This window comes from Halobacterium rubrum (assembly GCF_021729015.1).
Classification (GTDB): domain Archaea; phylum Halobacteriota; class Halobacteria; order Halobacteriales; family Halobacteriaceae; genus Halobacterium; species Halobacterium rubrum.
In genome coordinates this window covers 91913-105486 of record NZ_JAJQQZ010000004.1, presented here as the reverse complement: position 1 = coordinate 105486, position 13574 = coordinate 91913, and the positions used below count along the sequence as shown (strand labels likewise).

Genomic DNA, 13574 nt, shown 5'->3' with positions numbered 1-13574 from the left:
CGGCGGCCGGGCGGGCCGACTCGGGTCGCGTCTCGGGTAGGGGCGTCTTTGTCGACGGATGGCTCCGCTTTCGTTATACTGGCACTAGACTGGGCCGACGACGGCAGGAACGGCCGTCATAGCCGCTGTCAGCGACTGCGCTGGAGGCCGAGCACACGCCGTAATCCCGACCTGTGGCGAGTTGGGGAGTGTATAACCAAATCAGTGGGCCATCCGTTGTTCTACGATGCCCCAGTGCAGAAATTGCGGGAGCCACGTGACAGTTCAGTTCGCAAAGGTGTTCGGGGACAACGAAGACACGGTCCACAACTGTATGCGGTGTGTGCCGAACGCGGAGCTCGACGACGGCGCAGCGTCGAACGCGGGAGGGAGCGTCGACGCAAGACACGCCTGGACCGGCTGACCGGCACTCGGGTGTTCGTTCTGCCGGAACCCACGAAGTATTTACCGAGGACGCGATTGTTTTCCGCATCGACCGGATCTCCAGATGACTCCTGACAACGATCTCGACCGCGACGCCGCCGACGTGACGTCTCTCGACTGGGCTGACTACGAGAGTGCAGCGACGGCGGTCGCGGAGGCCGTCGCGACGGCGACCGGCCGCGACCAGTCGGAGTTGACGCCACTCCAGTACGCGGTCGACGCCGACGCGCTCGACCGACTGCTCGACAGTGAAGCGCCCGACGACCTCGTCGTCACGTTCACGTACGAGAATCGGACCGTTCGCGTTGGCGACGGCAGCGTCGAGGTCTCGCAGTAGCCGGCGCGGCCGGCGACCAGTCACCGCTGGTCGCCGTCGCCGTAGCCCGGATTCGACAGTCGCCTGCTCGCAGTGGCTGCTTCTCGCGTGCCGCCGGTGAACGGCGCGTACTCCTCTGGCTCGGGTCCCGAGACCGGTTCGAGCGTGCTACCGTCCATGCGACTGCTCGGTGGGACGCCCAGGGACGCCAGCACGGTCGGTGCCACGTCGAAGAGGTGTGGCTCGTCGACGGCGACCCGGGTGTCGACGGCGTCACCGGAGAGCGCGAGGACGCCACGGGGCACTCGCACGTACGCGGTCGGCGGGTCACCGAACCGACGTCCTCGCAGCGACGCGTCCAGATGGACGTCGTAGCGGTGCGGGACGGCGACGACGTCGGGACCCTCCGAGACGTAGGGGCCGCCGAAGAACTGCTCGGCCGGCCCGACGGCGGAGAACGCCCGGGTGCCGTCCGGGGTTCGCACGGCACGGAGACCGTCCACCACGTCCGAGCGGACACTCGGGTACTCGGCCGGCGAGACGACCCCGTCGGGCTCGCGGTCGGCGCGGTTGATGCGGACGCCGTACTCGGTGCCGGTGCGAGCGTAAGCGACCGAGGACTCCGGGTCGACGCGTTCGCGTGCCGCTCGCGCGACGCTGTCCGGCACCAGTCCGCGCAGCGCCCCACCGATGCCGACGCGCTCCAGAGCGGCCGCGACGCGCTGGCTGGTCGCGCCGGCGGTCGCTGCCGCCGACGCGAGCCGTTCGGTGACGCCGCTTCCCGGCGGTGGTTCGTCCAGCTGCTCGTCGACGTCCGGCGGTGGGAGACCGCCCGGGCCAGCGTCGGCCGCCAGCAGGTCGGCGTCCCGGAGAAAGTCGTTCACGCGGAACGACGGTCCGGCGACCGGCGCCACGCCGTGCTCGCTCGCGAGCACGACCACGTCGGGGTCAGTGGCGTCGAGGACGCTGGCCACGGCGTCGTCGACCGCCTCGAAGACGGCCGCGACCGCCGTCTCGTCCTCTGGGCGCTCGGCGAGCACCGTGCCGGTCTGGTGGAAGGCGAGGAACCCGAACGCCGGGTCGAAGCGGTCGACGAGGTGCGTGAACGCCGCGGCACGAGCGCCGGCGAGCCGGCGCGCCTCCCGGACCCAGTCGTCGCCGGTCGCGTCGCGGTCGGCGTACACGTGGTAGTCGCCCACCGCGTCGTCGAGGTCGGCGAGTAGGCCCTCCGGGTGGCAGGTCGGACGGTCCGGGCCGCCCCAGCCCGGGACGAGCGCGCCGTCGAACGGCGCCGGCGGCCCAGTCAGCGGGGCGTTCACGACGACGCTGGCGTGCCCGCGGCGGTCCAGGAGCTCCCAGAGCGCGTGCTCGCGGACGTCCTCGAAAGAGGCGGGCCGCCAGTCGTAGCCGTCGAAGACCACGCGGTCGAAGACGCCGTGGCGGCCCGGATTGGTGCCGGTGTACAGCGACGGCCACGCGCTCGCCGGCTCCGGCACGACCTGCGAGGGGAGCGGCGCCGCAGTCCCGTCGGCGACCAGTCCACCGAGGGTCGGCGCCCGCCCCGCTTCGACCTGTGGCCTGAGCACGCGCTCGCAGACGCCCTCGAGGCCGACGAGCAGCGTCCGAAGCCCAGACTGGTCGCTGTCGCGCACACGACACTCGAATCGCTGTCGAGGCATTGTTAGTAGGCCCAGCACACGCCCAGTAGGCCCGGATTTCGCTGGTCAATCAGGTCCTACCCGCCGAGTAGGGTGGTCTGAACGGAGCACGGTCTCAGTCCCAGTTCGGGGGCTCTCGGGGGAGCGGGTAATCCGCTCGGCATACTGTCGTTTGGTCGACCATACTCTCGTTTCGCGTACCCTACGCTGCAGTAGGCAATTCATACATCGAAGTGCACTTAGCTGGTAGTCATCCTGTAACTACTCGACAGTCAAACGTCGCCAAGTAGGGCCTACATACCGCCTTCGGGCCGTGAGACCGTCAGAATTCCTTTTAGAGTAAGGTGGATTTACCGGTCCATGTCGGATACCAACCCCGACGACGAGTCGCGTAACGATCAGCCTACCAGCGAGAAGGACTCGACTATAGGCCGCCGAACCTTCGTGAAGGGTCTGGCAGCCGCAGCGGGCATCGGTGGGGCATCCCGCCTGCTCGGAACGGCGTCAGCCGCGGAGTCCCTCGACGGCTACCTGCCCCCGAGTGGCGAACAGACCATCCCCGCCGGCGAGTACGACTGGGACGGCAGTTCGCTGTCCGTGGGCAGCGGCGAGGCAGTCGTCGGCGAGGGTGACCCCGGCGACGTCGTCTGGAATTTGAACTCCGGTACGATGGACGGCACCGTCGCCGGCCGCCTCGAGAACGTCGTCGTCCGCGGCGACAACCCCTCGCCGAAGGCCGGCATCGACCTGGCGCCCGGCGGCGTCATCGACGGCTTCGTCTGGCCCGAGGGCGGCGGTCAGAGCGAGGACCGCGCCCTCTACCACCCCGACGGCGGCGGTCGGACCGAAGTTCGCAACACCGCGTTCGGCTGGATGGCGAACAACGGCGCCTACATCGACAAGGCGCCGGTCACGATGGAGAACTCCGCCGCGGTGAACAACAACATCGCGAACATCCGCGTCGGCCACTGGGACGACAGGGGTACCTCGAACCCCCGCGAGAAGACGACGTACATCCGGAACTGTCTGGTCGCCGTCACCGAGACGCCGCGCCACGACAACGAGGCCGGCTCGTACGCCCGCGGCATCCGGCTGCGCCACCCCGCGCACCTCGTCATCGAGAACTGTTACATCGTCTTCCACGACGTCGACGGCACCGCCGACCTCGTCGAACTGCACGACGAGGCCCCCGGCTCCACCGTCGAGATCCGGAACACGCACTTCTACAACGACAGCGGCGGCCGCCTCGTGCGGGACAAGTCCGGCGGCGAGATGGACGTCACCATCGAGGACTGCACCGTCGCCGGCTCCGGCAACCGCGAGGTGCAGCCGAACTACGACGGCAACGGCTTCACGGAAGAGAGCGTTAAGGTCCCCCTACCGTCGGAAATCACTGGATACGCTGCTGCCGACGAGATTGCAGGCGTCGGGCCGAACGTCCACCCTTTCGACGGCGAGGCCACCAGCTCCGGTAGCACGAGCGAGGACGACTACGAGCACACCATCGTCCTCCACGCCGACCCGAGCAACCCCCTCTCTGACGACGCCATCCCCGGCGACTTCGACCTCAAGATCACTACGGTGGGTACCGCGGCGTTCGGCGCGAAGGCCGAGCCGGGCTCCGACGAAATCTACTCGAACAGCGACGGCACCACCACCATCAAGGTGAACGACCTGAAGCCGGACGAGCTGGACTCGTTCCACTTCGACGGCGAAGTCGTCGACTACGTGATTGACGACGGGTACGGCGTCGACATCTCCGTCGACGGCCAGCCGACGACGCTGGAGGACCTCGCCAACGGCAACTTCGACTACAGCGGCGAGACCAGCGACTCCACGAGCGGCGACGGCTCCACGAGCGACGACGGCGACAGCACGAGCGGCGACGGCTCCACGAGCGACGACACCACCAGCAGTAGCAGCAGCGACGAGCTCTCGAACGTCATCGTCGTCGACGGCCAGTCCGACGATACCGTCACCACGTACACGTTCACCGTCTCCGGGACCGCCGAGCGAGACGTCGAGAACAGTACTGGGGGTGGTGACGGCCTCACGTGGAGCGTCGTCGAGGACGTCTCGAAGGAGGGCAAGGTGCTCGGACTCGTCGAAGACGGCGTCGACGTGTTCCGGTTCAGTGGGAACGTGACCGACCTGACGGTGGACGGCGACGCGTCCGTCTACATCCAGCGGGACGTGTGACGATGTCTCCAGCCACCTCGACCGATGACGAAGACGAGAAGGCAGACGGAAACTGGTGGGACGTCGGCCAGAACCCCGACCCGAACGACGACCTCGGGTACGAGGTCGTCGACCTCGACGTCATCCGTCACGACCCCGGCCACCGCGACCAGGTGCTCGTGATGCCGACCGACGAAGAGATGCTGCGCGAGGACGCGTTCCTCGTCGCTAACGCCGACGACCTCGTCGACCTCGAGACGATGGTCTGACGCGGGCCCGCCGAGCGACAACCGCCAGCAACACTGTCATCCCTGCTGTTTCTCCGACTGTTCGGTGCTGCTAGACGTCTGTGGCCGTCTCCGCGACGGGAAACGCGATTTCGACGGTCGGACGGAACTCGGTGATTTCGTCGTCCTCGACGGACGCCGTCGACTGTTCGGCCCCGATACCCTGGATGTCGCCGATGGTGTCGCTGGCGCGATGCACCGCCGTCCGGGCGGCGTCCTCTCAGGACTCCTCGGACGTGCCGAGGGCCCTGATGACTTTGACTGCCGTCGTGGCGGGCGGGGGTTCGCTGCCGCCGCCGTTTGGGGTGGTCGGCGGACTCAGGACTGGCCCCCGTTAGGCCGACTGGAGCGCTATCGGTACGAGCAGGACGGCCATCAGGTGCACGCGACGCGCGCCGAAGGCGAGCGGAATCAGGCCGACGAGCGTCGCTGCGGCGAGCAGCCCGACGCCGACGAGGCCGCCGAACAGCCACGCGAGCGCGACCAGCAGCAGGCAGACGGCGGCCGTCAGCCGCCGATGGTCGACGGCGCGCACGAGGCGGAAGTACCGGTCGCCTACCAGCGGCACCATCGCGGCCGCGACGACGGCAGCGAGCGCGACGCTCGCCAGTAGCAGCGGGAGGGTCCGCGGGAGGCTCGCGCGTTCGAACGCGACGAGCACGCCAGTCCGCGGGGAGCCGAGTGCGAACAGCGCGAACAGCGCGAACACCGTGTTGGCGGTGTTCACGCCGGAGAGCGCGGCGACGAACGCACGGTCGCCGTCCGCTCTCGTCAGATCGAGGGCGAATACGGCGGCGATGGCCCCGGAGACGCCCGGAACGTAGGCGACCGCCGCTCCGGCGAGGCTGCCCGCCACCCCCGGCTGTACCACCTGACGGGCGGAGACTGCGACGCCGGCGTCGTGCTGTTCGGGGACGCCGGCACCCCGGAACGCCGCCAGCAACACGGGCGCACCGAACAGCCCGGCGAACAGCGGCGAGAGCACGTCGCCGGTCGGCACGACGGCGTCCGGCTGCATCGGCAACGCGACCACCCCCAGAGCGCCACTGGCCGCCACAGCGAGCACGGCGCCGGCTCGCGCGCGCCACGAGTCCTCTCGGGCGACGAGCACGGCTACGAGGACGGCGAAGACGACCGGCAGATGGTCGTAGACCAGCGGCGCCACCCGGACCGCCAGCCACGTCACTGGCGCCCCGAGCACGACGGCGACGGCGACCGCGGCGGCGCTCCCGACCGCCGACACCCGGAGGGCCTCTCGGCCCCGCCCCCCGAGCACGAGTCGGTGACCGGGCAGCGCGCTCACCGCCATCGCCGCATCCGGCACGCCCAGCGCGAGCATCGGCACCACGTCCAGAAACGAGTGGGTGACGCCCGCAGCCAGCAACGCCGCACCCACGAGGTGGGGCGGCCCCGGCGCCAGCGGCGCGGCCGCCGCCAGCAGCAACGCCAGCGTGTTCACGTGCAGCCCCGGCACCAGCCCCGAACACGTGCCGAGCGCAACGCCAACCGAAACTGCGGCCAGCGCCGCCGCCGTCCCAGCAGGCGACAGCAACACGCGCACACCGAGGACGTCCATCGCCGTCAGGTGCCCGCGCTCTACTACTTCAAGCTACGCGCGAGCACTCGGTGGCGCCCCGTCTCTCACCGCCGATACTGCCGGCTGGACACAGCAGCCGCTGGCCGGCGAGCGTCTCGAAGAAAGTGTCATAGTCGAGTCGGTGTCGCCGCGTGGCGCGACCGAATTAACCGAAGAGGTCGCCCAGACCTTCGCCGCTGGGCTCCTCGTCGTCGTCGTCGCCAGCTTCCTCGGCCTCGGCGGCCTCGTCAGCTTCCTCCTCGGCCTCCTCGTCGTCGCCCTCGTCGGCCGCCGCCTCGTCGGCGGAACCGGACGCGGCGGGCGCGGCGGCAGGCGCAGCGGCGGCCTGCTCGACGGCATCCTCGATGTCGACGTCCTCCAGCGCGGCCACCAGGGCCTTGACGCGGGACTCCTCGACGTCGACGCCGGCGGCCTCGAGGACGCCGGTGATGTTGTCTTCGTTCAGCTCTTCGCCAGACTCGTTCAGGATGAGTGCTGCGTAGACGTATTCCATTGTTGTATTATCCGAACATCTCCCCGAGACCCTCGGCGCCAGCGTCTCCGTCGTCGTCGTCATCATCGTCGTCGGAGTCGTCGGCGTCGGCCTCGGTATCAGTCGTTTCGTCGCTCTGTTCGTCCTCGGTAGTGTCGTCGCCGCCCTCGGCGGGTGCCGCGGGCGCGTCGACGTCCTGGAGCTCCTCAGGGAGCGCCTCCTCGTCGTCGATCTGCGCGGCGAGCGCCCGCACCTGGGCGTCCGCCTTGCTCACGAGCTCGTCGGCGAGGTCCGGGCTCTCCACGCTGGCCTGCAGGCCGAGGCTCTTCGCCTCGCCCCGGGCCTTCGCGACGAGCGCCGGTGCCGTCTGCTCCGTCGGGTACACGGCGTTGATGGAGAGGTTCCGCGCCGACGCCGCCGCGGACTCGATGTCCGCGCGGTACTCGTCGACGTCGATCTCCAGCTCCTCCGGCGTGAACAGCACGCCCTCGGAGAACACGCCACGCAGGTCCAGACCGACCTCCTTGGGTTCGATGCCGAGCTCGGAGAGGACGTTCGCCACGTCGTCCGAGACGACGTCACCTTCGTCGGTGACGACGGAGTCCTCGAGCACCTGAATGGAGCCCTCCTGGATGCGCGCGTTCGCGCCGATGGTCTGCAGTTCGCCGACGAAGGGACCCGGATCGATGCCCGTGTCGCCTTCCGGAATGACGATGTCGTTCGGCGCAACCTCGCCGGCGTTGATCGGCGCCGGCGTCTTCGAATCCTCGAGCTGCTGGTAGAGGCCGAAGGGGTTGTCGTTGGTCGCGACCAGCCCGACCTCGCCCTCGACGTACTGGGTGAGGTCTTCGAGGCCGTCGTCGACCTGTTCGAGCGCGCGAACGAGCAGCGTGTTCCGGCTCATGCGGAGCGCCGCCTGCCCGTGCAGGCCGCGACGCATGTCCTGGAGCTGCTTGCTCGGGATGCCCGTGACGTTCACCACGCCGACGCTGTCGTACGTCTCCAGGAGGTCGACGAGCTCGTCGACCTCCCGCTGCTTCCACTCGGGAACCTCGTCGGTGGTGCGTTCCTCTGCGGACATCTAGGCTACCTCCACGGCGGGCCCCATCGTCGTCTTCACGTAGACAGAGTCCACGTTCAGCGGGCCCTTCTCGAGGTTCGCGTGCAGACGACGCATGATGACGTCGATGTTGTCCGCGATGTCGTCAGCGGTCATGTCCTCCGCGCCGACGCGCGTGTGGAACGTCCGCCGGTCGCGGCTGCGGATCTGCACGGTGTTTTTCATTCGGTTGACTGTCTCGACGACGTCGTCGTCGGGCTGGAGCGGGGTCGGCATCTTCCCGCGCGGACCCAGAACTTGACCGAGTGCACCCGCGATGTCCTGCATCATGGGTGCTTCCGCCACGAAGAAGTCCGTCTCGTCTGCGAGGTCCTTCGCGGCGTCGGTGTCGTCTGCGAGGTCGCCGAGGTCGTCCTCGTCGAGGACTTCGTCGGCGACGTCTTCCGCGCGAACCGCGGTCTCGCCGTCTGCGAAAACCACGATCTGCGTCTCCTGTCCGGTGCCCGACGGCAGCACGACGCCCTCGTCGACACGTTTCGACGGGTCGTTGAGGTCGAGGTCGCGCAGGTTGATAGCGAGGTCCACGGTCTCGCGGAAATTCCGCTCTGGGGCCTCGTCGAGTGCGCGGGATACGGCCTCTTCTATATCGTTGTCTGCCATCTTTCACCTCCGTAGTGCGTGACCCTGTGAAGGTCGGATCTCCTACGGGTCAGTGAAACAGGCGAAGCCTGTCTCGCTTCGACAGACGGCCATCCCGTGCTTAAAAGCGTCGAAGCAAGACTGCCGTGCGAGCCGTCCACGCGACCCCACGAGGACGAACCGGCGGCTGGCGAATCGAGCGACGGGAGAAACTGAATCGGGTCGTCGAACCGATTACGCTGCGGCTTCTTCCGCGCCGAGGGTCTCGTCGTAGTCGCCGTCGTCGACGCGCTGCTTGAACGTGCGCGCGTCCTCGCCCTCGATGGTGACGCCGAGCGAGGCGCAGGTGCCGGCGACCTCCTTCGCGGCGTTTCGCGTGTCGTACGCGAGGAGGTCGGGCTTCTTCTGCTCCGCGATGGTCTTCAGCTGTTCGATGGAGAGGTCGGCGACGAAGTCCTCCTGGGGTTCACCGGAGCCCGTCTCGAAGCCGGCCTCGTCTTTCACGAGGGCGGCCGTCGGCGGGACACCGACTTCGATGGAGAACGAGCCGTCGTCCTCGTACTCGATGGTGACGGGGACTTCCGTTCCGTCGAACGCTTCGGTCTGGTCGTTGATCTCCTGGACGACCGCCTGTACGTCGACGGGCGTGGGACCGAGCTCGGGACCGAGGGGCGGACCGGGATCGGCCTGCCCACCGGCGACGAGCACTTCTATCGTCTCAGCCATACTCCGAGAAACCGCCGCCGCGGGTTTAACCCTTGTCTTTTCAGGGGAGGTGGATGCCCTGGCGGGTGAGGAACTCGCTGACGTCCTTGATGACGACGGGGCTGCCGATGATGCGGACGATGTCACTGTCGTCCGGCTGGAACACCGACACCATGAACTCGTCCTCGAGGTCCGCGTCGATGTCCTCCACCGTCGACTCGGGGAGCACGATCTGTGTGCTGTCCCGGTACGTGGAGGGGTCTCCCATCACTTCGGGAGTGCTTGAGCCGGCGTATTAACGTGTCGAAACGATTTCACTGGACTGCGGAGGAAAGCGCTTTTCGGCACCTGCGGTCTACGGGCACGTGATGGGGCTCGAGGAGGAAATCGAATCGCTCGAAGAAGAAATCGCCAGCACGCCGTACAACAAGTCGACGGAGGCCCACATCGGTCGCCTGAAGGCGAAGCTCGCCGAGAAGAAGGAGAAACTCGAGAAGCAGGAGTCGGGCAGCGGCGGGAGTGGTGGGTACGCCGTCGAGCAGCACGGCGACGCGACTGTGGCGCTGGTCGGGTTCCCGAGCGTGGGGAAGTCCTCGCTCATCAACGCGATGACGAACGCGGACAGCGAGGTCGGCGCCTACGAGTTCACGACCCTCGACGTGAACCCGGGGATGCTGGAGTACCGGGGCGCGAACATCCAGTTGCTGGACGTGCCCGGACTCATCGAGGGTGCTGCCGGCGGTCGCGGCGGCGGGAAGGAGATTCTGTCGGTCATTCGTGCCGCGGACCTCGTCATCATCATGCTGTCGGCGTTCGAAGTCGATCAGTACGAGCGCCTCTCCGAGGAGCTGTACGGTGTCAACATCCGCGTCGACGAGGAGCCGCCGTCGGTGACCGTCCGCCGGAAGGGCAAGGACGGCATCGACGTGAACACGTCGGGGGAGATGGACCTCGACGTCGACACTGTCAAGGGGATTCTTCGCGAGCGCGGATTCATCAACGCGGACGTGACCATCCGCGGGAACCCCTCGGTGGACCGGCTGGTCGACGGCGTGATGGACAACCGCGTCTACATGCCGTCGCTGGTGGCCGTGAACAAAGTCGACCTCATCGAGCCCTCGTACGTCGACACGATGAAGTCCGAACTCCGCGAGCAGGGAGTCGACCCGGAGGAGGCGATCTTCATCTCCGCCGAGGAGGAGAAGGGCCTGGACTCCCTGAAAGAACAGATGTGGGAGGAGCTCGGACTCATCCGCATCTACATGGACAAGCCCGGGCGGGGAATCGACTGGGAGGAGCCGCTCATCATCCGGCGCGGCGAGACCGTCGACGACGCGCTCCAGAAGCTCGGCGGGACGCTCGACGAGCGGTTCCGGTTCGCTCGCGTGACCGGTCCGTCCGGGAAACACGACGAGCAGCAGGTCGGCCGCGACCACGTCCTCGAGGACGAGGACGTCCTGCGCGTGGTCGCGCGACGGTGACGGTATGACCGGCGGGCTGGCCGGCACGTCGCGTCGGTGGGCGGTGGCGGTGGCCGTCGTCGCCGGTCTCGTCCCCTGGGTCGTCGTGGGCTGGGAGAACGGTGCGTACCCGCTGTTCTCGTTCGGATTCGTCTACCCGGAGACGCTGTCGTTCACGTCGCTGCCGGTGTACGTCCAGCGTGCCGGGTCGGTGCCGCCCGAGTTCCGGGCGTGGCCGGTCGGCACGACGCTGTGGCTGGCAGGCGTGCTCGCCGCAGTCGTGGACGCGGACCGACGCGTGACCGCCGGTCTGCTGGCGTTCGCCGGCGGGAGCGTGGTGTCGCTGGCGCTGGCGCTGTCCCGCCAGCAGACCGTCACCGGCATCCCGGTGGGCGCGGTGGCGCTCTGGCTGGCGGCCGGCTACGTGTTCGTCGCGCGCACCGAGTGAGGGCGTGGCGGCCGGTTCCGGCTCCGGTACGCTTTTCGACGCGCCACGTCACACTCCGCGTATGACCGACTTCGTACTCGACCACGTGATGATGCGCGTCGGCGACCTCGAGGAGTCGCTGGACTGGTACGGCGAGCACCTCGACTACGTCGAGCACGCGCGCTGGGAGGCCGAGACGTTCACGAACGTCTACCTCGGCCCCGAGAACCCCGGCGAGGACGGCGCGCTCCTCGAGCTCACGTACAACCACGACACCGCCGAGTACGACAACGGCGACGCGTTCGGCCACATCGCCGTGCGCGTCGACGACGTCTTCGACGCCTACGAGGAGCTGATGGACGCCGGCGTCGAGGACTACCGCGACCCCGAGTCCTGTGGCGGCAGCTACGCGTTCGTCACGGACCCGGACGGCCACGAGATCGAGATCGTCGAGCGCGACCACGGCGCGCGCTGGAGCATCGACCACACGATGGTGCGCGTCGAGGACGCCGACCAGCACCTGGGCTTCTGGACGCGGAAGTTCGAGTACGAGCACACGGGCCGCTGGGAGGCCGACACGTTCGCGAACTTCTTCCTGAAGCCGGCGGACGCCGGCGAGGAGGCGATGGCGGTCGAGCTCACGTACAACTACGACGGCCGCAGCTACACGCTGGGCGACGGCTGGGGGCACCTCGCCGTGCGCGCCGACGACCTCCACGACGACTGGGAGACCCTGCTGGTCCGGGAGGCCCAGGACTACCGCGACCCCGCGTCCTGCGACGACAACTACGCGTTCACGAAGACGCCGGACGGCCACGAGATCGAGGTCCTGAACCCCGAGTCGTCGCCGATGGACCGGTCCGCGTAGCGCTCGCAGTCCCCGAGACCCACCCCGATTCTTTAGTAGGACGGCGCCGCCAGCACCGGGTATGGTGACGGCTGTGTTGCGCGAACGGCTCGAGACGATGCGGGACGGCGAGGAGTGGGGCGTCTTCCTTGTCGCGCTCGCGGTGTTGTTCCTCGGCGTCGGCTATGCGGGCGGGAGCCTGCTGGCCGGCGCTCCCGTCGTCGAACAGTTCTGGCTGCTCCCGGTCGCCGGCGGCTGCGTGGCTGTGCTGGCGATGCTCGGCCACGAGGGGTCGTGACCGTGGAACTGTACCCCATCGGGCACGTGGAGACGCCGTTCGAGACCAGAGAGGACGCCCCGAAGCAGGGCGAAGAGACGCCGTACGCCGCGAACGTCCACGTCGACGAACAGTTCCGGGACGGTCTCGACGGCTTCGAGGCCGACGACCGAATCGTCGTCGTGTGGTGGGCGGACGACGCCGACCGGGACGTCCTACGCGTGCGGGACGGCGAGCGCGGCGTGTTCTCGACGCGGTCGCCGGCGCGCCCGAACCCCGTCTGCGTGACGGAGTGCGAACTGGTGGCCGTCGACGTCGAGGACGGAACACTCGCAGTCCGGGGGGTCGACATGGTGGACGGCACGCCCGTCGTCGACCTGAAGCCAGCACTCGACTGACCGGCGCTCAGAGGGCGTCCTCGGGGGCGTCGGCGAGCCCGGCGAGCGCGTCGCGTTCGACGTGGTGGAGGTCGCCGGGAATCACGAGCAGGTGCAGCGGGTCGCCGAAGTCCGCGTCGGCGAGTGCGCCGAGCCGGTCGGCGCGAACGGTCGCGTCCGGTGCGCCGGCGCGAGCGACGACCACACCGAGTGCGTCCGGGTCCCAGTTGTCCGCGAGCAGGCCCGCCGCCTCGCTCGCTGTCATGTAGGCGTCGCCGGCGATTCGCGGGTGGTCGACCTTGATGTCGAGGTAGACGAGCGTGTGCAGGCCGCGCTCGCGGTTCGCCTCGAGAGTTTCGACGACGGAGTCGGGGACGCCGTCGGCGCCGTGCGCCCACTCGAAGGGGAGCGTCGTCGCCTTCCCGAACCGGTAGTTCTGGAGCCCGGTCAGGCTCGACGCCGCGGACTCGGCGGTCGGCGCGTGCACGACCCGGGTGTCGATGCCGCGCTCCTCGGCGCGCAGCCGGAGGTCGACGTGCGTCGTCGAAATCATCGTGTCCCCGGCCGTGAGGAAGACGGCGTCGCCGTCCTCGGCGGCCGACAGAATCGGCTCGGGGTCCTGTTCGACGCCCGCGCGGTCCCGGACGTCGATGGTGGTGTCGTGGTGGTCCTCGAGGTCGTCGACGTCGGCGCCGACGAGGTAGCTGGTGTAGAACTCGGCGAACGCGCGGTCGGCCGCCGCGATGGCGTCCCGTCCCTCGACGGTGACCGACCGTTCGTCGTAGAGTCCGAGCCCGACGAACGTGAGCATACCCGGGATTGGGCCGGGGAGGTCCTATGGGTTTCGAGAC

17 protein-coding genes and 1 pseudogene are annotated in these 13574 nt (G+C 68.6%); 9 read left to right on the top strand and 9 right to left on the bottom strand.

The features are described from left to right. Positions 1-226: 226 nt before the first annotated feature. Together LT971_RS16580 and LT971_RS14530 are read left to right on the top strand one after the other, a co-directional pair. Positions 227-403: a DUF7563 family protein gene (locus tag LT971_RS16580; RefSeq protein ID WP_425293285.1), complete on the top strand. Its 177-nt coding sequence runs from the start codon at positions 227-229 to the stop codon at positions 401-403. Between the two features lie 84 nt (positions 404-487). Further along, the gene (locus LT971_RS14530) at positions 488-760 is read left to right on the top strand and encodes a HalOD1 output domain-containing protein (RefSeq protein ID WP_237007668.1); all 273 of its coding nucleotides are present in this window, start codon (positions 488-490) and stop codon (positions 758-760) included. 20 nt (positions 761-780) lie between these two features. On the opposite strand, the gene LT971_RS14525 is transcribed toward LT971_RS14530, so the two are convergent. After that, complete coding sequence (locus LT971_RS14525; RefSeq protein WP_237007667.1) at positions 781-2391, bottom strand: alkaline phosphatase family protein; 1611 nt, start codon at positions 2389-2391, stop codon at positions 781-783. Between the two features lie 450 nt (positions 2392-2841). Here LT971_RS14525 and LT971_RS14520 point away from each other — a divergent pair, with 450 nt between their 5' ends. Then, a complete protein-coding gene (locus tag LT971_RS14520; protein WP_237007666.1) occupies positions 2842-4596 on the top strand; it encodes a right-handed parallel beta-helix repeat-containing protein in 1755 nt (584 codons plus the stop codon). A 2-nt stretch (positions 4597-4598) separates the two neighbouring features. After that, positions 4599-4844 carry a hypothetical protein gene (locus tag LT971_RS14515; protein ID WP_237007665.1) on the top strand — a complete coding sequence of 82 codons (246 nt, stop codon included), beginning with the start codon at positions 4599-4601 and terminating at the stop codon, positions 4842-4844. A 70-nt stretch (positions 4845-4914) separates the two neighbouring features. Here the strand turns inward: LT971_RS14515 and LT971_RS14510 are convergent. From LT971_RS14510 to LT971_RS14480, 7 genes and pseudogenes are all read right to left on the bottom strand, one after another. Then, positions 4915-5070 (bottom strand): annotated as a pseudogene (locus LT971_RS14510) (dodecin domain-containing protein); the annotation flags it as partial. A gap of 126 nt (positions 5071-5196) precedes the next feature. Further along, positions 5197-6438 carry a tripartite tricarboxylate transporter permease gene (locus LT971_RS14505; protein ID WP_237007663.1) on the bottom strand — a complete coding sequence of 414 codons (1242 nt, stop codon included), beginning with the start codon at positions 6436-6438 and terminating at the stop codon, positions 5197-5199. Positions 6439-6604: 166 nt separating this feature from the next. Then, positions 6605-6952 (bottom strand): 50S ribosomal protein P1, encoded by a 348-nt coding sequence (gene rpl12p, locus LT971_RS14500; protein WP_237007662.1) that lies wholly within the window; start codon positions 6950-6952, stop codon positions 6605-6607. Positions 6953-6959: 7 nt separating this feature from the next. Continuing rightward, a complete protein-coding gene (locus LT971_RS14495) occupies positions 6960-8012 on the bottom strand; it encodes a 50S ribosomal protein L10 (RefSeq protein ID WP_237007661.1) in 1053 nt (350 codons plus the stop codon). Beyond that, a complete protein-coding gene (locus LT971_RS14490) occupies positions 8013-8651 on the bottom strand; it encodes a 50S ribosomal protein L1 (RefSeq protein ID WP_237007660.1) in 639 nt (212 codons plus the stop codon). Between the two features lie 213 nt (positions 8652-8864). Next, positions 8865-9356 carry a 50S ribosomal protein L11 gene (locus LT971_RS14485; protein ID WP_237007659.1) on the bottom strand — a complete coding sequence of 164 codons (492 nt, stop codon included), beginning with the start codon at positions 9354-9356 and terminating at the stop codon, positions 8865-8867. A gap of 40 nt (positions 9357-9396) precedes the next feature. Further along, on the bottom strand, positions 9397-9603 hold the full coding sequence (locus LT971_RS14480) for a VNG_1110C family protein (RefSeq protein ID WP_237007658.1): 207 nt from the start codon (positions 9601-9603) through the stop codon (positions 9397-9399). 100 nt (positions 9604-9703) lie between these two features. Between LT971_RS14480 and LT971_RS14475 the strand changes: the two genes are divergently transcribed. The 5 genes from LT971_RS14475 (at position 9704) to tsaA (ending at position 12744) form a co-directional block, all read left to right on the top strand. Beyond that, positions 9704-10816 carry an OBG GTPase family GTP-binding protein gene (locus LT971_RS14475; protein WP_237007657.1) on the top strand — a complete coding sequence of 371 codons (1113 nt, stop codon included), beginning with the start codon at positions 9704-9706 and terminating at the stop codon, positions 10814-10816. Positions 10817-10820: 4 nt separating this feature from the next. Beyond that, the gene (locus LT971_RS14470; RefSeq protein ID WP_237007656.1) at positions 10821-11243 is read left to right on the top strand and encodes a TIGR04206 family protein; all 423 of its coding nucleotides are present in this window, start codon (positions 10821-10823) and stop codon (positions 11241-11243) included. Positions 11244-11304: 61 nt separating this feature from the next. After that, positions 11305-12090 (top strand): VOC family protein, encoded by a 786-nt coding sequence (locus LT971_RS14465; protein ID WP_237007655.1) that lies wholly within the window; start codon positions 11305-11307, stop codon positions 12088-12090. Between the two features lie 61 nt (positions 12091-12151). Further along, a complete protein-coding gene (locus tag LT971_RS14460; RefSeq protein ID WP_237007654.1) occupies positions 12152-12367 on the top strand; it encodes a hypothetical protein in 216 nt (71 codons plus the stop codon). 2 nt (positions 12368-12369) lie between these two features. After that, positions 12370-12744, top strand: a complete 375-nt coding sequence (tsaA, locus tag LT971_RS14455; protein WP_425293287.1) for a tRNA (N6-threonylcarbamoyladenosine(37)-N6)-methyltransferase TrmO — start codon at positions 12370-12372, stop codon at positions 12742-12744. 7 nt (positions 12745-12751) lie between these two features. Here tsaA and dph5 read toward each other — a convergent pair whose 3' ends face one another. Continuing rightward, positions 12752-13534, bottom strand: coding sequence for a diphthine synthase (gene dph5, locus LT971_RS14450; protein ID WP_237007653.1), 783 nt, complete (start codon positions 13532-13534; stop codon positions 12752-12754). Between the last annotated feature and the right edge of the window lie 40 nt (positions 13535-13574).

What these genes read in the sequence shown, in the direction of transcription:
- LT971_RS14465 (WP_237007655.1), top strand. Translation starts at nt 11,305, where the DNA reads ATGACCGACTTCGTACTCGACCACGTGATGATGCGCGTCGGCGACCTC.
- LT971_RS14480 (WP_237007658.1), bottom strand. Translation starts at nt 9,603, where the DNA reads ATGGGAGACCCCTCCACGTACCGGGACAGCACACAGATCGTGCTCCCC.
- LT971_RS14505 (WP_237007663.1), bottom strand. Translation starts at nt 6,438, where the DNA reads ATGGACGTCCTCGGTGTGCGCGTGTTGCTGTCGCCTGCTGGGACGGCG.
- LT971_RS14470 (WP_237007656.1), top strand. Translation starts at nt 10,821, where the DNA reads ATGACCGGCGGGCTGGCCGGCACGTCGCGTCGGTGGGCGGTGGCGGTG.
- dph5 (WP_237007653.1), bottom strand. Translation starts at nt 13,534, where the DNA reads ATGCTCACGTTCGTCGGGCTCGGACTCTACGACGAACGGTCGGTCACC.
- LT971_RS16580 (WP_425293285.1), top strand. Translation starts at nt 227, where the DNA reads ATGCCCCAGTGCAGAAATTGCGGGAGCCACGTGACAGTTCAGTTCGCA.
- rpl12p (WP_237007662.1), bottom strand. Translation starts at nt 6,952, where the DNA reads ATGGAATACGTCTACGCAGCACTCATCCTGAACGAGTCTGGCGAAGAG.
- LT971_RS14490 (WP_237007660.1), bottom strand. Translation starts at nt 8,651, where the DNA reads ATGGCAGACAACGATATAGAAGAGGCCGTATCCCGCGCACTCGACGAG.
- LT971_RS14530 (WP_237007668.1), top strand. Translation starts at nt 488, where the DNA reads ATGACTCCTGACAACGATCTCGACCGCGACGCCGCCGACGTGACGTCT.
- LT971_RS14460 (WP_237007654.1), top strand. Translation starts at nt 12,152, where the DNA reads ATGGTGACGGCTGTGTTGCGCGAACGGCTCGAGACGATGCGGGACGGC.
- LT971_RS14475 (WP_237007657.1), top strand. Translation starts at nt 9,704, where the DNA reads ATGGGGCTCGAGGAGGAAATCGAATCGCTCGAAGAAGAAATCGCCAGC.
- LT971_RS14485 (WP_237007659.1), bottom strand. Translation starts at nt 9,356, where the DNA reads ATGGCTGAGACGATAGAAGTGCTCGTCGCCGGTGGGCAGGCCGATCCC.
- LT971_RS14495 (WP_237007661.1), bottom strand. Translation starts at nt 8,012, where the DNA reads ATGTCCGCAGAGGAACGCACCACCGACGAGGTTCCCGAGTGGAAGCAG.
- LT971_RS14515 (WP_237007665.1), top strand. Translation starts at nt 4,599, where the DNA reads ATGTCTCCAGCCACCTCGACCGATGACGAAGACGAGAAGGCAGACGGA.